A 23,049-nucleotide genomic window follows, 5' to 3' on the forward strand; every position below is an offset into this window, starting at 1 on the left:
GGGTGCTCCCGGGCCGCGTCCCTGTCACGCGCCCTGCGCGGCGGTGGAGTCTGCTCGGACTCGTCGGCGGCACGGCGCGGGCGGGCGGAGCGCGGGGCACGCTGGGCGCGTCGCCGTTCCGACGTGCGTGCGGGCCCGGTCTTGCGTTGCTGCAACAGGAACAGGCGGAGTCCGCCGATCAGCAGCGCCACCACGGTGGCGGCGAGCATCACCGGAAAGCGGTTGACCAGCGGATACGCGACGTTGATCGCCAGGTCTTTCAGCGCGGTGCTGTTCTCGTCCGCGATCAGGCTCTGCCCGAGCGGCACCGCGACGAACAGGATCAGCGGGGGTTGGACGATCGCGGTGAACAGCGCCCGATTGCTGGCAGCCGCCACGGCGAGGACGCAGCCGAGGAAATAGAACGTGGAGAACGCCGCTGTGAGTTCCGTGCCACCAGCCGCATCGACAGCGAATCCGACAAAGGTGACTCCGACGGCCAGGAGAATGACACCCCACCAGGGGAGACCGGGGACCGTAGGGACAATCGACCGCCTGTCGAGCGGCACCCCAGAGCGAGCACGTTGGGTTGCAGACACACAACGACAGTAGCGGCAACTCGTTAACTAGCCTCGTTGGCGTGACCGGTGGAGCCTGAGAGATCCTCGAGATTTGTGCGCCGCGGCCACGAATCGACGGCGCTGACCTCGGTGACGTCGCCGTCGAACACGTCGAGGTCGTGCAGCTTGCGCGCGGTGACTGTGACTCGTGACTCCATCGACGCGACGGTGAGGTTGAACGAGTCGACGGCCTTGCCGAGTTGCGAGCCCAGGCGGTCGAGATGCGCGCCGACGGTGCCCGGCCTCGAATACAGCTCCCGGCCGAGCTGGTGGATCTTCGCGGCGTCCTGAGACAGCGCCTCCTGCCGCCAGGTATGCGCGATGGTCCGCAGCAGGGCGATGAGGGTGGTGGGAGTGGCGAGGATCACGTTCCGGGCAAAGGCGTGCTCGAGCAGCCCGGAGTCGGCGGTCAGGGCGGCGTCGAGGAACGGATCGCCCGGCACGAACAGCACGACGAACTCGGGGGTCGGGTCGAACGACTCCCAGTACGTCTTGTCGGCCAGCTGGTCGATGTGCGTCCGGAGCTGCCGGGCGTGCCGGGTGAGGTGCTGCTCCCGGGCGGCCGGGTCTTCCGTCTGCGCGGCGTCGAGGTAGGCCGCGAACGGGACCTTGGCGTCGACCACGATCTGTTTGCCACCCGCCAGGTACACGAGTAGGTCGGGACGGACACCCTCCTTCGACACCTGGGTGTCGAAGTCGCAGTGCCGGACCATCCCGGCCAGTTCGACCACCCGCTCCAGCTGGATCTCGCCCCACCGGCCCCGGATCTGCGGCGCCCGCAGCGCCGTGACGAGTCTGTTCGTCTGCGTGGACAGCATCTGTGAGGTGCGGTGCATGCCCTCGACCTGCTCACTGAGTCCGGCGTACGCGTGAACCCGGTTGCGTTCGACGTGTCCACCTGTTCCGCCAGGGCACCGACGGCCTCGTGCAGCGGCCCGACCAGTCGTGAGATCTGCTCGCCGATCGCTCCCGAGTGGCGGCGGGCGGAATCCTCGCTGACCGCGCCGAGCGACTGCCGCAGCAGGGCCTCGTTCTCCCGCAGCGCAGCCAGCTGGGCCTCCGCCCGCGCGGCCCGATCGCCGCTCCGCGCCGCGTGCAGCAGCCACCCGAGGGCCGTGCCCGCGGCCAGCGCCAGCAGCATTCCGAGTGCAGCGAGTGCATTCATGGGGCTTATGGTGCACGGCCCCACCGACATGTGGTGCACCGCCCCAGCGACATGTGGGGCACCGCCCCAGCGACAAGTCGAATCGGTCCGGCGCCACGCGGCCGAGGTGTTCGAGGTTGTCGGCGGGGTGCTCTACGGTCTCGGGACATGAGGATCCTGCACACTTCGGACTGGCACATCGGACGCACGTTCCACGGGGTGGACCTGCTCGCCGACCAGGCCCGTGTGCTCGACGCGATCGCTGCGCTCGTCACCGAGCACGGCGTCGACGTCGTCGTCGTCCCGGGAGACGTCTACGACCGTTCGATCCCCAGCGCCGACGCCGTCACCGTGTGCAACCGCGGTTTCGAAGCGATCCGGAACGCTGGCGCGGTCATCGTCGCCACCTCCGGCAACCACGACTCGGCTGCGCGACTCGGCGCGGGCGCCGCGTTCTCCGGGGCCGGCGGACTGCATCTCATGACGACGGTCGCCGGGATCAACTCTCCCGTCGTGCTCGAGGACGCGCACGGTCCGGTCGCGTTCTACGGAATTCCCTATCTCGAGCCCGAGATCACCCGCGCCCAACTGGACGTGCCGACCGCCCGTTCGCACGCCGAGATCCTCGATGCCGCGATGGGCCGCGTCCGCTCCGACCTCGACGCGCGGAACGAGACCGGTGCGCGCACCCGGTCCGTGGTCCTCGCCCACGCGTTCGTCGTGGGAGCCGAGGCCACCGGATCGGAGCGGTCGATCTCCGTCGGCGGTGTCGAGACGGTGTCGGCGTCGGCGTTCGGCGATGTCGACTACGTCGCGCTGGGCCACCTCCACTCACCACAGACCCTCGCCGAGAACATCCGGTATTCGGGCTCGCCGCTGCCGTACTCCTTCGGTGAGCGCACCCACGCCAAGGCCGTGTTCCTCGTGGACCTCGACGCCGACGGACTGCGGGCCGTCGAACGCGTCGATCTGCCCGTGGTCCGCGGTCTGCGGCAACTGACCGGGACGGTGCAGGAGTTGCTCGAGCACGAGTCGTACCGCGACGCCGAGGACTGCTACGTGTCGGCGGTGCTCACCGACCCGGAACGTCCGGTCGACGCCATGCGATCGCTGCAGACCCGATTCCCGTTCGCCGTGCACCTCGAGTGGCAGCGCCCGGACGGTGTCGACGACCTGCGCTACCGCGACAAGGTGCACGGACGCAGCGATCTGCAGATCACGCGCAGCTTCCTCACCGACGTGCGGAGCGAACCGTCGCCCGGCGAGATCCGGCTGGTGGAGGCCGCACTCGGCTTCGCCGACCGGGCCGGCGAGAACACCGCCGAGGTCGTTGCGCTGGAACAGACGGCATGAGGCTGCATCGACTCGAGGTCGAAGCCTTCGGGCCGTTCGCAGGATCCGTGGAAGTCGACTTCGATCGGCTCGGCGCCGATGGCCTCTTCCTGCTGCACGGTCATACCGGCGCCGGTAAGTCGACGGTGCTCGACGCGGTGGCGTTCGCGCTCTACGGCACGGTCCCCGGGGCGCGGAAGGACGGCAAGCGCCTGCTGTCCGACCACGCACCTGCCGGTTCCGTCCCGACGGTGACGCTCGAGGCGACGATCGCGGGCCGGCATCTCCGCCTCGTGCGCAGCCCCGAGTTCGAGCGTCCCAAGCGCCGGGGGTCGGGCACGATCAAGGAGAACGCGAAGGTCACGCTCACCTGGCTCGACGGTCGCGGGGAAAACCTGTCCCGGATCCCCGACGTCGCCGAGGAGGTCGGGCGGCTGATGGGCATGAGCGCCGACCAGTTCTTCCAGGTGGTCCTGCTGCCGCAGGGGGAGTTCGCGAAATTCCTGCGCGCCGACAACGAGGAACGCGGTCAGCTTCTGGAGCGGCTGTTCGACACCACCCGATTCGGGACGGTGGAGGAGTGGTTCCTCGACCGCAGGCGCACCAGTGCCCACGACTTGGACGAGCATCAACGTGCCGTCGAGGTCCTGCTCGCGAGAGTCGCGACAGCCGCCGGCATCGAGGGCGGCGCCGACGCCGATCCGGTGACGTGGGCCCACAAACTCGAAGAACAGGCGCGCGAGACCCGCGACCTTGCCGCGGACGACCTGGAGAAAGCCAAGAGTCAGGCGAAGGTGGCCCGTGACGCGCTCACGGAGGCGCGCCGCGTCTTGGAACTGCAGAACCGCAGGCGGCGAGCCGGGTCGGAACTCGACACCCACGCGGCGGGGGCGGACGGGCGGGCTGTCCTCGTCGCCGAACTGGCCGATGCGCGCCGCGCCGAACCGGTGGCGACGGTGGCACGGGACGCCGACGCCGCGCGCACCAAGGCGGCGGCCTCGGCTCGAAAGGTCGAGGCGATCACCGGCGGACTGCGCTCCACTGCAGGCGGCGCCGATCTCGTGGCGGAGTTGTCGTGGCCACCGACCCCGGACGAACGGGAGCCCATCCGGTCGAGCATCCGGGTCTGGCGGGACGAGATCGTGCGCCTCGACGGGGCACTCGGCGAATCCGTCGCCGCCGACCGGCTCGCCGTCGAACTCGATCGGTTGCGGGCCCGGCAGGTCGAACTCACCGATGCCGGTGATGCACTGTCCCGCGAACGGGACCAACTTCCACTTGCCCTGCGGGAAGCGGAGAAGGCGCTCGACGCCGCCGAGAAGGCCCGCGCCGCACTGCCCGCCCTGGTGGACGCCCGGGACCGCGCGGCCGATGCCGCCTCCGCGGCCGCGGATCTGCGCACCCGCCGCGCCGAGCACGGTCGGCTCGACCGCGCGGTGCTGGGTGCCCGGCAGAAGCATCAGGATGCTCGCGAGCACTGGCTCGATCTGCTGCAACGCCGGATTGCGGGCATGGCCGCGGAACTGGCAGGCAAGCTCGAGGACGGTGTTCCGTGCCAGGTGTGCGGCTCACCCGAGCACCCGCGGCCCGCCGAACCGTCCGAGCTCTCGGTCACGAAGGCCGACGAGGAGGCGGCACGTGCTGCGGAGCAGAAGGCCGCGGCGGCGCTGTCGACCGCCACCGAGAAGCTGGGCGCGGTCGAGCGAGCCATCGACCTGTTGATCCAGCGGGGCGGCGACGGCGACGCGGACGAACTCGTGCAGGCACTCGCGGCCGCTGACACGGCGGTGCGGGAGGCGAGTGCGCTCGCCGATCAGGCCGAGCGCCGGTCCCGATCGCTCACCGCACTGCGCGACCGGGAGAACCAACTACAGGAACGGTCCCGGGAGGTGGGGGTCGACGCCGCCACCGTCGCCGAGAAGATCGCCGCGAGCACGACGCAGCTCGGGGAGATCCGGGCCCGGGTCGCCGAGGCAGCGGGCGACGACCCGAGTGTCGCGGATCGCCGCGCCCGGCTCGAGGCACTCGCCGAGGCCGCATCGGACCTCCTCGACGCGCGCGACGCGGGTGCGGGAGCCGAGTCGGCGGCCCGCGAACTCGCTGCCAAGGCCGACAGCTTTGCCGCGACCGCCGGTTTCGGCAGTGTCGACGACGCCGAGGCCGCGGTCCGCACGGCCGCCCGACAGGGAGAGATCGAGGCCGTTCTCTCCGCGGCACGCGATGCCGAGGTCGGCGCGCGCAGCGTGCTCGACGACCCCGAGGTCGCGGCCGTCGCCGACGCGGATCCCGTGGAACTGGCGTCTGTTCAGCGCGCGCACGACGTGGCGGCGGAGGTCGTGAACGTCGCCGTCGCGGCGGCGTCCGACGCGGAGCGACGGCTGCTCGACCTCGAACGGTACGTCGGTCAGCTCGACAAGGCTGCCGAGGCGATCGCTCCGCTGCAGGCCGCGCACGAGGAACTGGCCGCGCTGGCCGAGGTCATCGCAGGCCGTGGCCAGAACTCCCGCAAGATGTCGCTGCGGTCGTACGTGCTGGCCGCCCGGCTGGAGGAGGTGGCGGTCTCGGCGTCGGCGCGGCTCGGCCGGATGTCGTCGGGGCGATACGAATTCGTCCACAGTGACGAGGCCGGTCCGCGAGGCCGGCGCGGCGGACTGGGGTTGGACATTCGCGACGACTACACCGGGGTGGTGCGGTCGGCCAAGACCCTGTCCGGTGGGGAGTCGTTCCTGGCGTCCCTGTCGTTGGCGCTCGGTCTCGCCGATGTCGTCGCTGCGGAATCGGGGGGCGTCGTGCTCGACACGATGTTCATCGACGAGGGATTCGGCACGCTCGATGCGGACACCCTCGACTCGGTGATGGGTGTCCTCGACGAGCTTCGTGACGGCGGACGGGTGGTCGGGATCGTCAGTCACGTCGACGAGATGCGTCAGCGAATCCCGAGCCGCCTGCACGTGATTCGCGGACGCACCGGCTCCACCGTGGAGGTCGTCGCCGGCTGACCGCCGGGTCAGTCCGCCTTCGGGGCGACGGCGGCTCGGTCGACGGTGACGCCTTCCTGTTCGGCGTCACCGAGATCTTCGTCCGCGGCGACGGAGTCGGCGATGTTGCTCTCGGCGCTGTGCGCGTCGATCTGTTCACCGATGTAGCGCACGACCACGGCGGCGACCGCGGCGGCGGGCACCGCGAGGAAGGCGCCCACGATCCCGAACACGGAGCCGCCGGCGGTGACGGCGAGCAGAACCACGACGGCGTGCAGTTTCATGCTCTTGCTCTGCAGAACGGGCTGCAGCACGTTGCCCTCGATCTGTTGCACCACGATGATGATGATCAGCACGATCACCGCGGTGGTGAGGCCGTTGGCGACGAGCGCGACGAGCACGGCGAGCGCGCCGGCGACGAACGCACCGACGATCGGGACGAAGCCACCGATGAACGTCAGGATCGCGAGGACCGGTGCGAGTGGCACCCCGAGAATCAGCAGTCCGGCGCCGATGAACACGGCGTCGATGAGGCTGACCAGCGCCTGGGTCCGGATGAATCCGCCGAGCGTGTCCCACATGCGGCCCAGCACCACTTCGAGGTGTCGACCCGCGCGGCCGCCGCTGATGGAGTGCAGCCACGGGATGAAGCGGGGGCCGTCCTTGATGAAGAAGAAGGACAGGACCAGCACGAGGCCGAGCGTGATCAGCAGGGAGCTGGCGGTGCTGACACCGGTGAACACACCGGAGGCGATGACCGTTCCACTCTCCTGGACCTTCACGATGATGGTGTGGATGCCCTGGTCGATCTGATCGTCCTGGAGGTTGATCGGCGGGCCCTTCAACCAGTCCTGAACCTGGTTGATGCCCTGGGTGGCCTTGTTGGCCAGCTCGGGGGCCTGGCGGACGACCGAGGGCACGATGCCCGCGATGATCCCGGCGACGACGGCGATGAACACGACGAGCGTCGTCGCAGCGGCCGCCGCCGGGGGGATACGCCGTTTCGTCATCGCCCGCGTCGGCGGCCACAGCACCGTGCACACCACGACGGCCAGGAGCACGGGGAGGACGATCACCCACAGCTTCTCGATGATCCACCCGAACAACAACGCGCCCAGCGCGATCGCGACGAGGACCAGCGACCACTTGGCCAGCCACATCGCTCCCACCCCGATGAGGTGCCCGCGGTCCGGTTTCGTGACTGCGGTCCCGGACGGTGCCGGGGTTTCCTTCTCCGTCACAGATGGTCCTCCCTGCCGTGTCTGCTCAGCCGATCAGTACCGACAGTACTGGGGGTCGGCGGGGCGGCACGGTGAGGTCAGCAGCAGCGGGCACCCGGGTTGGCGTCGGCGTCCGCGTAGCGCGCTTTCCAGTACTCGCGCTCGGTCGGCACCTCCGCGTCCGGGTGGTTCCGGCGGAGATGCTCGACGTACCTGCTGTAGTCGTGATCGCCCATCAGCGATCCCGTCCACCACCACGCGGCCCGCACCGCGCCGACCACCTTATTCATCATGGTGATGCGCCCTGTCCGTATGGGTGTGTGCCGCGCCGGGTGCGCGGACCGCACCCGAAGCGATCAGTTCGTTCCATTCCTTGTCGAGTGCCTTCTCGGCGGCGGTGGGGACGAACCCGGCCGGGGCGAAGATCTTCGACGGTTCCTCGGGTGACTCGGTGGTCGGGAGTCCGCCGGCCCGGAACGCCTTGATGCACACGAGCGCTCCGGCCACCACGACGACGAGGACGAGTCCGGCGAAGACGATCGACAGGGTGCCCTGGATGAACGTGTTGCGGATGACGGCGTCGATCGCCTCGGGTGTCTTGGCCGATCCGAAACTGGTCTTACCGGCTTCCTTCGCCTCCTTGAACGCGGCGTGCTGGGACCAGTAACCGACGGACGTGTTGGCAGAGAAGATCTTCTGCCAGGACGCGGTCATGGTCACGATGAGATCCCAGACGAGGGGCACACCGGGAATCCATGCCCATTTGAAGAGGCCCTTCTTCATGACGACGGCGAGGACCACGGTGAGGGCGATCGCGGCGAGCAACTGGTTCGCGATGCCGAAGAGCGGGAAGAGGGTGTTGATTCCGCCGAGCGGGTCGGTGACGCCCATCAGGAGGATGGCGCCCCACAGGCCGACGACGGCCAGCGAGCACACCCAGGCCCCGACCCGCCACGACGGATCCTTGAACCTGCGGGCGGGGCCGCCGAAATTGCCGAGCGAGTCGGACAGCATGAACCGGGCGACACGGGTACCGGCGTCGACGGTGGTGAGGATGAACAGCGCCTCGAACATGATCGCGAAGTGGTACCAGAACGCCTTGAGGGCGGCGCCGCCGAGGAATTGGCTGAGCACCTGCGACATGCCGAACGCGAGGGTGGGCGCACCGCCGGTGCGCGAGATGATCGACTCCTCGTCCACCCCCGCCGCGGCCTGCGAGAGGGTGTCCGCGCTGATGTTCGGGCTGGACAGTCCGAGACTGTTCACATACGCGGCGGCCGTCTCCGGGGTTCCACCGGTGAGGGTGGCCGGGGCGTTCAGCGCGAAGTACAGGTGCTGGTCGATGATGCACGCGGTGACGAGCGCCATGATCGCGACGAACGACTCGGTGAGCATGCCCCCGTAGCCGATCAGGCGGGTCTGCTTCTCCTTCTGCAGCAGTTTGGGAGTGGTGCCGGAGGCGATCAGGGCGTGGAAGCCGGACAGTGCGCCGCACGCGATGGTGATGAACAGGAACGGGAACAGCGAACCGGCGAACGCGGGACCGTTGCCCTGGATGGCGAAGGTGGTGACGTCGGGCATCTGAATCGTGGGTCGTGCGACCAGGATGCCGATGGCGAGCAGGAGGATCGTGCCGATCTTCATGAACGTCGACAGGTAGTCGCGCGGGGCCAGGAGTAGCCACACGGGCAGGACGGATGCGGCGAAGCCGTAGGCGATCATCAGCCAGGCGATGGTGACCTTGGACAGCGTGAACCAGTCGGCGCCCCACCCGGTGTCGGCCACCCAACCGCCCGACACGATGGCCAGGAGCAGCAGCACGACGCCGATCAGCGACACCTCGGCGACCTTGCCGGGGCGCAGGTAGCGGAGGTAGACGCCCATGAAGAGGGCGATCGGGATGGTCATGGCGATGGAGAAGACGCCCCAGGGGCTTTCCGCGAGCGCATTGACGACGACGAGGGCGAGCACCGCGATGAGGATGATCATGATCACGAACACGCCGATCATGGCGGCGACACCGCCGACGACGCCAAGTTCGTCGCGGGCCATCTGACCGAGACTGCGTCCGCGGCGTTTCGTCGAGATCCACAGGACGAGGAAGTCCTGGACGGCCCCGGCGAAGACGACACCGATGATGATCCACAGCGTGCCGGGCAGGTATCCCATCTGCGCGGCGAGGACGGGGCCGACGAGCGGGCCCGCGCCGGCGATGGCGGCGAAGTGGTGCCCGAACAGCACCCGCCGATCCGTCGGCATGTAATCCTTGCCGTTTTCGAGGATCTCGGCGGGAGTGGCGCGGTCGTCGCGGGGTTGAACGATCTTGCGCTCGATCAGGCGCGCGTAGAAGCGGTACGCGATGAGATACGTGCAGACGGCGGCCACCACGAACCAGACGGCGTTGATGTTCTCGCCGCGCACGAACGCGATCATCACCCAGGCGATACCGCCGAGAAGGCCGAGGACGGCGAACACGATTCGTGCCGTCGGTGAGATGGGGGTGCGGTCCACGACGCCCACCGGTGGCAGATCCGGATCCGTCTTCAGGTACTCGACCTCGGATTCGGGGGCGGCTCTCAGGGCCATCGCGAACTCCTTCCCAACGTCCCCGTACTCATTGTGTGGCAGGAGGACCGCTGTCGACAGATGCCACATCTTTTGTGGCCCCCGTCACCCTATTGCGCCGACGTTCCGTTCGACGAAAAAACGACGTCAGAAGCGAGTCGAGTCGGCATCGATCCAGTCGGTGAGCCAGTCGGAGGGCGGATCCTCGAGCAGTTCGCCCGGCATCAGCCACTCGTACAGTTCGGCGTAGGTGCGGGTGGTGACCCCGTCGATGCGGCGGTTGAGCATCGCCGGGGTCAGTTGGTCGAAGCTGTCGAGGCCCATCGACGCCACCATCTGCTGGGCGCCGGCCACCGTCGACTTCTGGAACCGGAACACCCTGGCCGCCTTGTCGGGGACGTCGAGCGCGCGGGTCCGTGCCGGGTCCTGGGTCGTCACGCCGACCGGGCAGCGGTTGGTGTGGCACATCTGTGCCTGGATGCATCCGACGGCGAACATCATGGCGCGGGCGGCGAGGGTGAAGTCGGCGCCCTGGATGATTCTCTTGACGATGTCGGATGCGCTGGCGACCTTCCCGGAGGCGCCGATCTTGATGCGGTCCCGCAGGCCCGTGCCCGTCAGCGCGTTGTGCACCAGCATCAGCCCCTCGGTGAGGGGCATGCCCATGTTGTCCTCGAATTCCACTGGACCTGCGCCGGTTCCGCCCTCCGAACCGTCGACGATGACGAAGTCCACGGTGATGTCGCGTTCGAGCATCGCCTTGCAGATGCCGAGGAATTCGATGCGCGATCCGACGCAGAGCTTGAACCCGACGGGTTTGCCGCCGGACAGCCGTCGGAGGGTGACGACGAAGTCGATCAGCTCGTTCGGGGTGGAGAACTCGGTGTGGGCGGGCGGCGAGATCACCGTCTTCCCGGCGGGCACACCGCGTGTCTCGGCGATCTCCCGCGACACCTTGGCGCCGGGCAGCACACCGCCGAGGCCCGGTTTGGCACCCTGGGACAGCTTGATCGAGATCGCCTTCACCTGGTCGAGCACCGCGTGTTCGGCGAACGTGCCGGGGTCGAAACTGCCGTCCTCGGTGCGGCAGCCGAAGTAGCCGGACGCGATCTCCCAGATCAGGTCGCCGCCGTGCTTGCGGTGGTAAGGGCTGATGGCACCTTCGCCGGTGTCGTGCGCGAACCCACCCCGCGCCGCGCCGGCGTTGAGAGCTTCGATGGCGTTGGCGGACAGCGAGCCGAAACTCATCGCCGACACGTTGAGGAGGGCGATGTCGTAGGGGTGTGTGCAGTCGGGGCCGCCGAGACGCACGGTGGGCTGTTCCTGCGGTGCCATTCTCGCTCGCAGCGAATGGACCATGAACTCGTAGCCGACGGCGTGCACGTCCCGCTCGGTGCCGAAGGGCTCCTCGGCGAGTGTGCCCTTCGCGCGCTCGTAGACGAGGTCGCGGGTGTCGCGGTCGAAGGGGGTTCCGTCCGTGGACGATTCGACGAAGTACTGCTGGATCTCGGGGCGGATCTTCTCGAGCAGGAACCGCGCGTGCCCCAGGACCGGGTAGTTCCGCAGGATGCTGTGCCGGCGTTGCAGCAGATCCCACGTCCCGAGGGCCGCCAGCGCGAGAAGGACGACCGCGCCGAACCACCACGCGGTCGCCACACCGAGGGTCAGGGCGAGCGCACCCAGTCCGAGGATCCATATCGCGAGGACGATCAGCCAGCGGGTCACTCGCTGAGACTAAGACCTCACGTGAGTGCCGACGCGTACTCCGGTGCACTTTCCCACTCACATGGGGAGCGGGGTGCGATAGTGGACGCACGAGGTCAGCTGCCAGGACAGGGGGATGTTCATGACGGAGTCACCGAACAATCCGGAATCGTCGAGCAATCCGGTGCCGCCGACGCCCGGCGACACGGGCGCGTACGGCTACCAGTATCCGTCGCAACCCCAGCACCCCCAGCAGTCGCAGCCGTATCCGGGCCAGTACGGCCCGCCGCCGCTGCCGCCGTCGAACGCCGGGTGGGCGGTGGCCGCCGTGCTGTTCTTCTGGCCGCTCGCGTTCGCCGCGTTCAACCACGTCCACGACGTCTACCCGAAGTGGGCGATGGGCGACTACCCGGGCGCCCAGTACGCGTCCGACCGCGCCAAGGCGCTCGGCAAGATCGCCCTCTGGATCTGGGTGGCGCTGATCGTCGTCTTCGTGATCGGGTACGCCATCCTGATCGTCGCGCTGGTCGCGAACAGCAATACTTCGAGCTGGTGAGGCCGATGGTCGTTGATATGGCCCCGACGCCGTAGAATCCAACGACCGTGAGCCTTACCCTCGGAATCGTCGGACTGCCCAACGTCGGCAAGTCCACCTTGTTCAATGCGCTGACCAACAACGACGTGCTGGCCGCGAACTACCCGTTCGCGACCATCGAACCCAACGTCGGCCTGGTCGAACTGCCCGATCCGCGGCTGTCCGCGCTCGCCGAGATCTTCGGTTCCGAGCGCATCCTGCCCGCGACGGTGTCGTTCGTCGACATCGCCGGCATCGTTAAGGGCGCCTCCGAGGGCGCCGGCCTGGGCAACAAGTTCCTCGCCAACATCCGCGAGGCTGACGCAATCTGCCAGGTGGTTCGCGTGTTCAACGACGACGACGTCGTGCACGTCGACGGCCGCGTCGACCCGGCATCCGACATCGAGGTGATCGAGACCGAGCTCGTCATCGCCGACATGCAGACGCTGGAGAAGGCTCTGCCGCGTCTGGAGAAGGAAGCGAAGAAGAACAAGGAACTCAAGCCGATCCACGAGGAGGCGCTGAAGGCGCAGGACTTCCTCAACGAAGGCAAGACCCTGTTCGGCGCGAAGGACAAGCTGGACTTCTCGCTGCTGCGCGAGCTGAGCCTGCTCACCACCAAGCCGTTCCTGTACGTGTTCAACGCCGACGAGGCCGTGCTCACCGACGAAGCGAAGGTCGCCGAACTGCGCGCCTCCGTCGCCCCCGCCGACTCCGTGTTCCTCGACGCGAAGGTCGAGCAGGAACTGCTCGAGCTGGACGAGGAGGACCGGCAGGAAATGCTCGATTCCATCGGGCAGTCCGAGCCCGGCCTGCACGCACTCGCCCGCACCGGCTTCCACACCCTCGGCCTGCAGACCTACCTCACCGCAGGTCCCAAGGAATCCCGCGCCTGGACCATCCACAAGGGCGACACCGCCCCGCAGGCCGCCGGCGTCATCCACACCGACTTCGAGCGCGGCTTCATCAAGGCCGAAATCGTCTCCTTCGACGACCTCGTCGCCGCCGGATCCATGGCCGCCGCCAAGGCAGCGGGCAAGGTCCGGATGGAGGGCAAGGACTACATCATGGCCGACGGCGACGTGGTGGAGTTCCGCTTCAACGTCTGACGGCGGTTCCTCGCACGAGGACGCCGACGACGCCTGCGCCGACGAGGGAGATCAGCCCCATTGTGACGGCCGCATGGTTCCAGCCCGTCACCATGCCGTCGACGGTGCCTGCCGGGTCGAGGGCGATGATGCTGACGACGGTGACGCCGATGGACGAGCCGAGGTAGCGGGCGGTGTTGTTGGCGCCGCTGCCGAGTCCGCCCTGATCGGCGGGCACGCTGGCGACGGCTTGGCGTCCGAGGCCGGCGTTGAGCAGTCCGCTGGCGACGCCGGCGAGCAGTAGTCCCGGGACCAGACGCAGCAGGGACGAGTCGGGGGAGAGGCCTGTCATCGTGAGCATGGCGACGCCGACACCGGCGAGTCCGAGGACCAGTTGCGGTGATCCGGCGAGCCGAGCCGGGAGTTTCCGCGCCAGCAGTGATGCCACGACGCTGGTGCCCGACCACAGGCCGATCACACCGGCGGCGGTCAGTGTGCTGACGTGCATCGTCTTGACCAGGAACGTGCACGCGAACGACATCAGCCCGATGATGCCCGCGCCGGTCGCGAGGGCGGCGAGGGTGGCGGCGAGGAAGTCGCGTCGGCGGAACAGGTCGAGGTCGAGCATCGGGAAGGGCCGTCGCCGCTCGACGCCGACGAAGGCGATCGTGAACACGGCGGCGCCGACGCCGCACAGCACGGTGGCGGCGGTGTTGCCCTGCCTGCCCTCGACGAGTGCGACGAGAACGAGGACCATCGCGGCGCACAGCGTGACGGCCCCCGGGACGTCGATCCGCTTCGGGACCGCCGATCGTGACTCGGCGAGTGCTCGGGTGGCGACCTGACCGATCACGAGCGATGCGACGGCAAGGGCCCCGTACAGGCCGCGCCACCATCCGGCGAGATCGAGAAGACCGGCGAGCACGGGACCGACGGCGATGCCGGCTCCGACGCTGGCACCCCAGATCCCGCTCGCCGTGGCGCGGGCCGCCGGGGTGGTGAAGGCGTGCGCGACGGCACCGAGGCTGGCGGCGATCAGCGCGGCGCCCGCGACTCCCTGGATCAGTCGCCCGACGATGAACAGGACCGGTTCCTGGCTCACTGCCCCGATGATCGCGCCGAGGGCGAGAAGCCATGCTCCCCAATGGAACACCCGGCGTCGGCCGTAGTCGTCGGCGAGCGCCCCCGCGGTCAGCAGGACCGCGGCGAGGCCCACGCTCATCGAACTGAGAATCCACGTCTGCGCCGCCGGGCCGGCCGACAGGGCCGCGGCCACGGTGGGCATGTTGCCGAGCGGGGCGCAGAACGCGACCAGGGCGACGAACGTCCCGAGTGACGCGACGGACAGGGTGGTGCCCGCGCGGGGCGAGCGTTCTCGGATCGGCGCGGCAACCGTGGTTGGTCTGTTCACAAGACTGAACTTAGAACTAATTTGGTCTGGTGACAAGACTGAATTGCGCTAGCATGTGGAGATGGCACTGGGAACCGGGTACTCGCAGCAGAACTGCAACCTCGCTCGCGCCCTCGAAGTGGTGGGCGAGCGGTGGACGATGCTGGTGCTGCGCGACTGCTTCTACGGCGTCCGTCGCTTCAGTGATCTGCTCGCCCATCTCGACATCTCGCGCGCCGTCCTGACGGATCGGTTGACCGCTCTCGTCGAGGCTGGAGTGCTCGTTCGCGTGACCGACGGCGGCCATCCCGAGTACGAACTCACCGAGTCCGGAAGAGCGCTGTGGCCGAGCGTCTATGCGCTCTCGCAGTGGGGTGAGCAGTACGCGTCGCCCGGCAGCTACCCCGGTCGGGTCTTCTCGCACGTGGACTGCGGGACGCAACTCGATCGTTTCGGGCGGTGCCCCGACTGCGGAACGATCCCGGGTCCGGAAGACCTGGTGGTCGCGCCGGGGCCGGGCGAGGCCCTCCGTCCGCGGGGCGACGCCGTCGCCGTGGCGCTGCGTGAGCCCCGCCGGATGCTCACCCCGCTGCGTCCGCGCAGCGACGGCGCGAACCTCACGCCGCGACGCGCAGGGGCGCGTCGAACGTCGCCCGTACCTGCAGCCACTGGGCGAGGACCTGGCATCCGGTGAGCCCGCTGGCGTCGAGTGGTTCGCTGGCGTAGGCGATGTGCCGCCCGCCCCGCGCGTTGACGACGCGCACACCGCGCCAGGCCAGGCGCGGTGGGAGATAGCCGAGCACCTCATTCACGGCGGTCCGTAGGCGCCGCAGGTCGGTGCGCCACTGCCGGGGGCTGACGCGCGTCTTGCCTGCGTTCTGGAAGCTGTTGTGGCGGAGCAATACCCATGTGTGCGCGAGCCACGTCCGCAGGGTGCGGAACGACATCGACCGGGTGAGGTCCGCGATGTCGCGCACATAGCTGTCTTCGCTGGCATTGCAGATCATGTCGTCCGGGTGCGCGATCCACTGGACCGGCACGGAGTCGGGGATCGGCGCTCCGACGCCGGCGACGCCCCGCCCGCTGCACCCCGGCACCGCTCCCGCGGGTTGTTCGGGGTCGGAGACGAGACCGACGGCGGAAACGTTGTCGGCGCGAAGGGCTCCCGTGGCGATCTGCCCGAGCACCTCACGGATCACCGTGCATCCCTGCGAGTAGCCGATCAGCATGACCGGTCCGGGCGCGTCCTCGATCGCGTCGATCAACCGTTCCACACCGACCTCGGTGCTCTGCCGGTAGCTGAGCCCGCCCGCCGCGACCGGCCCGTACGACGCCGGATACCCGACCCAACGGGACGCGAAGCGCTCGTCGAGGGCGCCGGTGACCTCACTCAGCAGCCCGGAGACGTGGCGCCGGTGGTCGTCGGGGTGGGACTCGCCGGTGCCACCGACTGCGAGAACGGTCACCTGGGACATGGCTTCGATCATGCCGATCGAGAGTAAGGATCCGTTCGGTCGAGCCTGAGAAGTTCCTGGCAATCGAGTGGGCGAGGGGTGTCAGCCGACTGCAAGTGCGATCTGCGCCACCAGTGGGGGCACGGTCTGGGAGAGTGCGCCGGCGACGCCGTCGCCGCGCCGGCGGCTGAGCGCCATGCGGTCCGAGACGGCCAGCGCGATGCCCGCCAGGAACATGAAGATGCAGGTGTAGACGACGAGGGTGCGGCCCGGAGTGTCGTGACCGGACCACCACGGGATGACGCCGGCGACGGCTCCGGAGGCGAGAAACAGATTGTAGAAACCGACGTTGAATGCCCACAGGTGGGCGGCATGCACGTCGCTGCTCGGGATCCGGAAAATGCCCTCGTGCACCGACGGCCGGCGGAACAGGAACGACTCCCACACGAACGCCAGCAGGTGCACTCCCGCGGCGATCAGGGTGACGATCTGCGCTACGAGGATCATGACGCACCCGCCCCGGTCCCGAGTGCGACGCCGTAGCGGTCGGCGGCCTCGTGCAGCAGTCGGGCCACTTCCTCCGGCGCGTGGCCGTGTCCGACCGCGTCGAGTTCGGCGAAGAAGCCACTGTTGGACGCCCCGGCGACGACGAGGAGGAAGTCGGCGGACTCGGAGAGGGCCGTGAACGTATTCATCGTCCCCGCCTCGATGACGATGGTTTCTCCCGGCGCGAGTTCGTATCCGGTGTCCCCCGCCTGGACGAGAATCCGGCCGCGCAGCACGTGATACGACTTCGACCACGGCTCGGAGTGGAGCGGGGCGGGCGCTCCGCGGGGTGCTTCGACGAGGAACATTTCGTACGCGCCGCCGGCGTGACCGCCGCCGACCAGGACCGTGATGTCGGCGTCCGGCACGGTGAGGCGGCGGCCGTCGCCTGCTCTGACTACGTGAACGTTGGTGGACATACTGCGACGCTATGACCGGCACGCGCCGCGGCCCATCCCCGAAATCTGGGATGGTGGTGTGCCTGTGACCAGCGCATACTGTGTTCATGCTGGAGGTCCGGGCGGAGAAGCTGCGCCGCGAGGTACTCGCCTTCGCGGGAGTGGGCGCAGGTGTCACGCAACTCCACGAGCGCGCCATCGAACTGGTCGGTGACACGGTGCGCAGCGATCTGACGTGCTGGGCGATGCTCGACCCGGAGACGCTCGCGATCAGTTCGATGACCAGCGGACGCTGCCGGATACCGCAGCAGTACGAACCTCTGCTCGCCGAATCGGAGTACAACGGCGACGATCCGGGGACATTCGCCGAACTCGCCCGCAGCGGCCGCACCGTCACCAGGGCCTCGGATCTGCCCGCCGCCGAGGTCGCGCACAGCCTCCGGCACGGCGGGGTCTGGGGTCCGCTGGGGCTCGGCAATGAGGTCCGCATCGTGTTCCGCGTCGACGGTGTGTGCTGGGGCGCAGCCGGATTCGTGCGGTCCGCGCCGGATTTCACCGACCGCGACCTCGAGTTCCTGACGCTCGTTGCCCCCGGGTTGGCAGCCGCGACACGGGCCGCATCCGTGCACGCCCCGGCGGTCTCCGGCGACGGCGACCAGGGTCCGGCAGTGGTGCTCACGGATGCGGCGGGTGATCCGGTTGCGCTGACGGCCGCCGCCCGCGGCTGGCAGGACCGATTCGACGAAGTCGCCCCGGGGAGGCTGACGGTGGTGCTGCGGGCCGCGACCTTCGGCGCGCGTTCCAGCCCTTCGGGAATCTTCAAAGCGCGGGTCCGCGACGCGGAGGGCGGCTGGATTCTGGTGCGCGCCACCACCTTGATCGGCGGCGACGAACCGCAGACGGTGGTCACCCTCGAACCCGCCGTCGGCGGCGAGCTCACCGGGTTGCTGCTCGCGGCCTACGCGGTGACCGCACGCGAACGGGACGTGTGCGCGGACGTACTGGCCGGCTATGCGACGTCCGAGATCGCCGACCGCCGTGGGATCACGGTGAACACCGTCCAGGACCACCTGAAATCGGTCTACGCGAAGGCCGGGGTCCGCAGCCGCGCGGAACTCGCCGCGCGGCTGCGGACCGGTCGCGAGAACTAGCTCACGACCCGGTGGTGCCGGTTGCCAGCGACGAACACGCCTCCTGCGCGGCCGCCCACGTCGCGCTGTCGACCCCGGGAGGAGCGGCCGACGCGTCCGGCGTGGCACCCTGCGACGGGGCGGAACCGTCGCCGCCGTCGGGTGGAGTCATCTCACCGCTCGGCGGCGCCATCCCGGCCTGTCCGCCGCCGGCACCCGCCTGGTCGGGTGGCGCGGGCACGCCATTCTCCTCCAGGCAGGCCTGGAGTTCGTCGCTCATCGCCGCGGGCGGGGCGCCGCCCTCCACGACCGTGCTGCCGGTGTCGGTCGACGAAGCGCCGGACGTGGACTCGCCCGAACTACACGCGACGACGGAACATGCGAGACCTGCCGCCATCGCCGCTCCGCCGAGGCCGCGAACCAATTGTGAACGCATGATCGATGCCGTCCCTTCTGTGAGTGAGTCACCACTACACCGCGGGAAGCTGGGAGAACATTGCGTGCACGCTGGAAGGTCGCTGTCAGCGTGGTTCGGGTCGCTCCTGGTAGCACTTGAATTCCAGAGCCAGGCGACCCCGCCCGTGCGTCATCGAGCGCAGGGCGACGGGGTAGTCGGTGATCTCGCTCGTCGGGACGGAGGCGATGACGGTGACCTCGCCGTCGCCCGCCGGTTCGGTGCCCTCGATCTGGCCGCGCCGTCGTCCGAGATCGGCCATCACGTCACCCTGCAGCGCCGAGGGCACCGTGACCTCGACGTGGTCGACGGGTTCGAGCACGAGAGTGCCGACCTTGTCGATGGCGGCGCGGAGGGCGAGCGCGCCCGCCATCCTGAAGCTGAAGTCGTCGGAGTCGACCGAGTGGTGCTTGCCGTCGAGGACGGTGGCCCTCAGGTCGACGAGCGGAAACCCGTGCCGGCCTCCGCGTCCCATCGATTCGGCGATCCCCTTCCCGACCGCCGGAATGAGCGACTTGGGAATCACACCACCACGGGTCGCGTCGACGAAGTCGTAGCCCTCGTCACGGGGGAGCGGCTCGAACCGGACCGTCGCCACCCCGAACTGGCCGTGCCCGCCGCTCTGCTTCTTGTGACGGCCCTCCGTCTCCACCGGACCGAGCAGTGTCTCGCGATACGCGATCTTGACCGGTTCGGTCTGGAGCGTGATGCCGTACCGGCGCTTCAACCGGGTCAGCGCCACCTGCACGTGCACGTCGCCGGCACCCCGGACCACCGTTTGGTGGGTTTCGCTGTCGCGGGACACTTCCAGCGTCGGGTCGTCGCTGACCAGTTCGGACAGGGCGGTCGCGAGTTTGTCCTCGTCGCCCGCGCTCTCGGCGGCCACCGCGATCCCGTACACGGGACGTCGGTGCTGGATCGGCGGCACCGACAGCGACGAGCCGACCGGCGCGAGCGTGTCACCCGTCGCGACGTCGGTGAGTTTGATGGCCCCGACGATGTCGCCCGCCTCTGCCGTGCCGATCGCGGTGTGTTTGCTGCCGAGGACGCGAAGGAGATTGTGCAGACGCTCCTTAGCACCGGTGCGCTGGTTCACGAGGACGTCGTCGGCGTGCACGGTGCCGGACAGGATCTTCATCAACGCCACCTGCCCGACGTATTCGTCGGTCTGCGTCTTGAAGACATACGCCAGCGGATCGCCGGACGGATCACACCCCACCTCGGCGACCCCGTCACCGCGAACCTCGATTCCCGGCACCTCCGACGGGGCCGGCGCGATCCGGCACACGAAGTCGAGCAACCGGTCGACGGCGATCGCATCGACGGCGGACCCGCACAGCACCGGCCACAGCGAGCCGGCGGCGAAACCGGCGCGGAGGGCGTGCTCGAGTTCGGCGACGGCGATGTCCTCCCCGTCGAGATACTTCGAGAGCAGGTCGTCCTCGATCTCGACGACGTCCTCCACGAGGTGCTCGTGCTGTTCGTGCTCGCGGTCCGCGATGTCGGCGGGCAGTTCGTCGCTCGTGTTCGCCGACCCGCTGTCGTAGAGGATGACGTGTTCGGTGAGCAGATCGGCGACCCCTGTGAACGCCGACGCCTCGCCGACAGGCAGGTCGACCGGCTCGACCCCGGACCCGAAATGGTCGCGGATCCCGGACAGGACGACGTCGAACGACGCCCGCTCCTTGTCCATCTTGTTCACGAACAGGATGCGCGGGATGGAACGCTCGCCGGCCGCCTGCCACAGCAACTCGTCGTTCACCTGCAGACCGCTGACTCCGTCGATCACGAACACGGCGACGTCGGCGACGCGGAGTGCGGTCGTCGCGTCGCCGACGAAATCGGCGTAACCCGGCGGGTCGAGGAGATTGATCCGGTAATCGCCCCACGAGAACGAGGCCAGGCCGAGCGCCAGCGACTGCGTGCGGTCGTGCTCTTCCGGCTGGGTGTCGAGCACGGTGTTGCCGCTCTCGACGCGGCCGGGCCGCGTGACGACACCGGCGCGGTACAGCATCGCCTCCGCGAGTGTGGTCTTCCCGTTGCCCTGATGTCCCACCAGGGCGATATTGCGGATCAGATCGGTCTCGGTCGTCACGGCTTCCCCCACCACAGCACTGTCGTATGGGTCGTCCCCGACGATACCGCGCGCGCGACCGGCGGTGAGGCGTTATCTTCTGTGCGCAGACCCCCGAGACCCGAACGGAGACCGACATGGCAGCGGACGAGTTCCTCGTCGAACGTTCCACCGTCATCGATGCGAGCCCCGAGGTCGTTCAGCCATTGCTCGACAACTTCCGGCAGTGGCAGTCGTGGTCGCCGTGGGAAGACGTCGATCCGAACCTGAAGCGCACGTACACCGGCCCGGAGTCGGGCGTCGGCGCCGCCTACGCCTGGGAGGGCAACCGCAAGGCGGGCGCGGGATCGATGGTGATCACCGAGTCGGTGCCCGGCTCGAAGGTCGTGCTGGACCTGAAGTTCCTCAAACCGTTCAAGGCGGACAACGTCACGACGTTCCTCCTCGAGCCGAACAGCGCCGGGACCACCGTCCGCTGGCAGATGACCGGCAAGACCAACCGGTTCTTCAAGATCCTCGGCGCCGTCTTTCCGATGGACAAGATGGTGGGCAAGGACTTCGAGAAGGGCCTCGCACAGCTGAAGGCTGAGGCGGAGGAGCGTTAGCGGTCCTGCCCGGTCGTCAATTCGAGATCGGTCATGGTCCTGAATCGCGGTGTGCCGTCGCCGCCGTCGGTGGCCTGTTCCATCACGAGGCGGGCGGCCCGCCCCTTCAGGTGGAGCGTCGCCACCTGATCGCCGAAGAACGGTCCGGCGAGCTTGGACCAGTCGATCGGGACGGGCGGCACCCGCGACACCCGGCCGAGGATGAAACGCACCGTCTTCTCGGTGGCGCGACGCCACGAGATCCGGAACGTCACTTTCATCGCAGCCGGAACGTAGTTGTGCAGGGGAGAGCACGTCAGCTGATAGACGAGTGACTGCACCGGCTCGGAGTAGTGCGCCTGCGCGGCGTACGCGTGGTGGACGTCGCCGGACAGCACCGAGATGGTGGACGGCGCCCGGCCGCCGGGACCCGATCTATGTCCCCGTCCGACCTCGGCGAATAGGCGGGCGAGGCGGTCGAACGAATCGCGAAACGCCGCCCAGTGCTCCAGGTCTGCGCCCCGCCGGATCTTCTCGGCCCAGGCTGCGACGCGTGGGCCACGCGATCCGCCGGCGAGGCGTTCGTTCCAGGATTCCAGGTCGTGCAGGGCGCGGGGCAGCAGCCACGGCAGCGACGTTCCGACGAGCAGATGGTCGTAGTCGCCCTCGGTCTGATTCTCGATCCATGAGAATTCGAGGTCGGACACCATTTCGCGGCGACCTCCGGCGAGGACGCGACCGCACCGCGAGTCGATGACGAGGAGTCTCGCGACCCCGAGGTCCCGGCGGTACGACCATTGCGTGCCCTTGGCCCCGTCCGCTTCCTCGTCGGCGGCGGACGCGAACTCGCGGAGCATCGGCTCGACGTCTCCGCCGTCCTTCCGAACCCGTTGATACAGTTCGTTTTCGGCCAGGTCGCTCGGCGCAAGATTCCCGAGGTGCTGATAGACCCAGTACGAGGACAGTGCGCCCACGATGCGTTCCTCCCACCAGGACGTGGCCTCGAGTTCGTCGCGCCAGGACTCGGACGTGTTCCAGTCGTCTCGCACGTCGTGGTCGTCGAAGATCATCGACGTGGGCACCGTGGACATCAGCCAGCGCACCTGAGGGTCCGACCACGACTCGGCGTAGAGCCAGGTGTACTCCTCGAAATTCCGCACCTGCGGTCCCGGTGGCTCCTTCACGTCGTGGATCTCGGCGACGCGAGCCTCCGTCTCCGGGGAGAGTTCGTCGGCGTACACCTGATCGCCGAGCAGCAGCAGGGCGTCCGGCCACTGCTCGGGCGACTGTTCGGCCATCCGCACCGCGTACGCGTCCAGGGCGTCGGCGCCGAGATGCCGGTTGTCCTCCGTCGTGGACATCGTCGCGAACCGGCACGACCCGAACACCAGCGTGAGCGTGTCATCGTCCTGGTCGAGGGTGCGGATCCGGGACGGAACCGCATTCGGCAACGGCCACACCGGGCGGCCGTCGAGGGTCACCTCGTACGGAGTGCTCGATCCGGGCTCCAGGCCGTCCACGACGACGAGCGCATAGTGGTGGCCCGACACGTTCCACGTACGTTCCTCGTGGCCGAGAACCCTGACGATGCACGCCTCGGACGTCTCGACCCAGAGAGTCGCATCGCGCGTGCCGACGTGTCTCAGCAGTGGCCCCAGAATCAGCTCCGCCACGACGTCACCCTGCCGGAATATTCACGCGTGACAGATACATACGATCAGCCTACGGATCCCTGCGCGACGGCGAGGAGGCTTCTGCGCGAGGAAAGATAATCAAGTCTGCGACCTCGGTATCGTGATCGGCATGGCCCTGATA

General features: G+C 68.6%; 18 protein-coding genes and 2 pseudogenes. 7 read left to right on the forward strand and 13 right to left on the reverse strand.

Annotated features, from left to right (window positions below; genetic code table 11):
• Positions 1–578 (reverse strand): DUF6542 domain-containing protein (locus RJ1_RS20595; RefSeq protein ID WP_170008896.1); only part of this gene is annotated, 578 nt, incomplete at its 3' end.
• Positions 579–601: 23 nt separating this feature from the next.
• Positions 602–1,764: pseudogene (locus RJ1_RS20600) on the reverse strand (DNA recombination protein RmuC).
• A gap of 147 nt (positions 1,765–1,911) precedes the next feature.
• On the opposite strand from RJ1_RS20600, the gene RJ1_RS20605 reads away from it, so the two are divergent.
• Together RJ1_RS20605 and RJ1_RS20610 are read left to right on the forward strand one after the other, a co-directional pair.
• Positions 1,912–3,096: an exonuclease SbcCD subunit D gene (locus RJ1_RS20605; protein ID WP_073363373.1), complete on the forward strand. Its 1,185-nt coding sequence runs from the start codon at positions 1,912–1,914 to the stop codon at positions 3,094–3,096.
• Positions 3,093–6,074 carry an AAA family ATPase gene (locus tag RJ1_RS20610; RefSeq protein WP_073363376.1) on the forward strand — a complete coding sequence of 994 codons (2,982 nt, stop codon included), beginning with the start codon at positions 3,093–3,095 and terminating at the stop codon, positions 6,072–6,074. Before RJ1_RS20605 ends, RJ1_RS20610 begins: the two co-directional genes overlap by 4 nt.
• An 8-nt stretch (positions 6,075–6,082) precedes the next feature.
• Here RJ1_RS20610 and RJ1_RS20615 read toward each other — a convergent pair whose 3' ends face one another.
• From RJ1_RS20615 to RJ1_RS20630, 4 genes are all read right to left on the reverse strand, one after another.
• Complete coding sequence (locus RJ1_RS20615) at positions 6,083–7,294, reverse strand: AI-2E family transporter (protein WP_073363378.1); 1,212 nt, start codon at positions 7,292–7,294, stop codon at positions 6,083–6,085.
• Positions 7,295–7,371: 77 nt separating this feature from the next.
• Entirely contained in the window at positions 7,372–7,563 is a 192-nt protein-coding gene (locus RJ1_RS20620) for a YbdD/YjiX family protein (RefSeq protein ID WP_073363571.1), read from the reverse strand.
• Entirely contained in the window at positions 7,556–9,859 is a 2,304-nt protein-coding gene (locus RJ1_RS20625) for a carbon starvation CstA family protein (RefSeq protein WP_073363573.1), read from the reverse strand. Before RJ1_RS20625 ends, RJ1_RS20620 begins: the two co-directional genes overlap by 8 nt.
• Positions 9,860–9,985: 126 nt before the next feature.
• A complete protein-coding gene (locus RJ1_RS20630; RefSeq protein ID WP_073363381.1) occupies positions 9,986–11,563 on the reverse strand; it encodes an FMN-binding glutamate synthase family protein in 1,578 nt (525 codons plus the stop codon).
• 121 nt (positions 11,564–11,684) lie between these two features.
• Between RJ1_RS20630 and RJ1_RS20635 the strand changes: the two genes are divergently transcribed.
• Complete coding sequence (locus tag RJ1_RS20635) at positions 11,685–12,098, forward strand: CD225/dispanin family protein (RefSeq protein ID WP_073363576.1); 414 nt, start codon at positions 11,685–11,687, stop codon at positions 12,096–12,098.
• A 47-nt stretch (positions 12,099–12,145) separates the two neighbouring features.
• A complete protein-coding gene (gene ychF, locus RJ1_RS20640; protein WP_073363383.1) occupies positions 12,146–13,225 on the forward strand; it encodes a redox-regulated ATPase YchF in 1,080 nt (359 codons plus the stop codon).
• On the opposite strand, the gene RJ1_RS20645 is transcribed toward ychF, so the two are convergent.
• The gene (locus RJ1_RS20645; protein ID WP_073363386.1) at positions 13,215–14,615 is read right to left on the reverse strand and encodes an MFS transporter; all 1,401 of its coding nucleotides are present in this window, start codon (positions 14,613–14,615) and stop codon (positions 13,215–13,217) included. The genes ychF and RJ1_RS20645 overlap by 11 nt on opposite strands.
• A gap of 55 nt (positions 14,616–14,670) precedes the next feature.
• Here RJ1_RS20645 and RJ1_RS20650 point away from each other — a divergent pair.
• Positions 14,671–15,201 (forward strand): annotated as a pseudogene (locus RJ1_RS20650) (winged helix-turn-helix transcriptional regulator); the annotation flags it as partial.
• 10 nt (positions 15,202–15,211) lie between these two features.
• Here RJ1_RS20650 and RJ1_RS20655 read toward each other — a convergent pair.
• From RJ1_RS20655 to RJ1_RS20665, 3 genes are all read right to left on the reverse strand, one after another.
• Positions 15,212–16,081: a cutinase family protein gene (locus RJ1_RS20655; RefSeq protein WP_083400671.1), complete on the reverse strand. Its 870-nt coding sequence runs from the start codon at positions 16,079–16,081 to the stop codon at positions 15,212–15,214.
• A 69-nt stretch (positions 16,082–16,150) separates the two neighbouring features.
• Positions 16,151–16,555 (reverse strand): DUF1304 domain-containing protein, encoded by a 405-nt coding sequence (locus tag RJ1_RS20660; protein ID WP_073363389.1) that lies wholly within the window; start codon positions 16,553–16,555, stop codon positions 16,151–16,153.
• The gene (locus tag RJ1_RS20665) at positions 16,552–17,013 is read right to left on the reverse strand and encodes a cupin domain-containing protein (RefSeq protein WP_073363391.1); all 462 of its coding nucleotides are present in this window, start codon (positions 17,011–17,013) and stop codon (positions 16,552–16,554) included. The genes RJ1_RS20660 and RJ1_RS20665 overlap by 4 nt, the downstream gene beginning before the upstream one ends.
• A gap of 86 nt (positions 17,014–17,099) precedes the next feature.
• Here RJ1_RS20665 and RJ1_RS20670 point away from each other — a divergent pair, with 86 nt between their 5' ends.
• On the forward strand, positions 17,100–18,143 hold the full coding sequence (locus tag RJ1_RS20670) for a helix-turn-helix transcriptional regulator (RefSeq protein ID WP_073363582.1): 1,044 nt from the start codon (positions 17,100–17,102) through the stop codon (positions 18,141–18,143).
• Between the two features lies 1 nt (position 18,144).
• Here the strand turns inward: RJ1_RS20670 and RJ1_RS20675 are convergent, their stop codons facing one another.
• On the reverse strand, positions 18,145–18,558 hold the full coding sequence (locus tag RJ1_RS20675) for a hypothetical protein (RefSeq protein WP_240319959.1): 414 nt from the start codon (positions 18,556–18,558) through the stop codon (positions 18,145–18,147).
• A gap of 85 nt (positions 18,559–18,643) precedes the next feature.
• Entirely contained in the window at positions 18,644–20,671 is a 2,028-nt protein-coding gene (locus RJ1_RS20680; protein WP_073363587.1) for an elongation factor G, read from the reverse strand.
• 116 nt (positions 20,672–20,787) lie between these two features.
• Here RJ1_RS20680 and RJ1_RS20685 point away from each other — a divergent pair, with 116 nt between their 5' ends.
• Complete coding sequence (locus RJ1_RS20685; RefSeq protein WP_073363394.1) at positions 20,788–21,255, forward strand: SRPBCC family protein; 468 nt, start codon at positions 20,788–20,790, stop codon at positions 21,253–21,255.
• Here the strand turns inward: RJ1_RS20685 and RJ1_RS20690 are convergent.
• Entirely contained in the window at positions 21,252–22,907 is a 1,656-nt protein-coding gene (locus RJ1_RS20690; protein ID WP_073363396.1) for an alkaline phosphatase D family protein, read from the reverse strand. The two genes, RJ1_RS20685 and RJ1_RS20690, sit on opposite strands and share 4 nt — an antisense overlap.
• Positions 22,908–23,049: the final 142 nt, after the last annotated feature.

This window comes from Rhodococcus jostii NBRC 16295 (assembly GCF_001894825.1).
GTDB lineage: Bacteria > Actinomycetota > Actinomycetes > Mycobacteriales > Mycobacteriaceae > Rhodococcus_F > Rhodococcus_F jostii.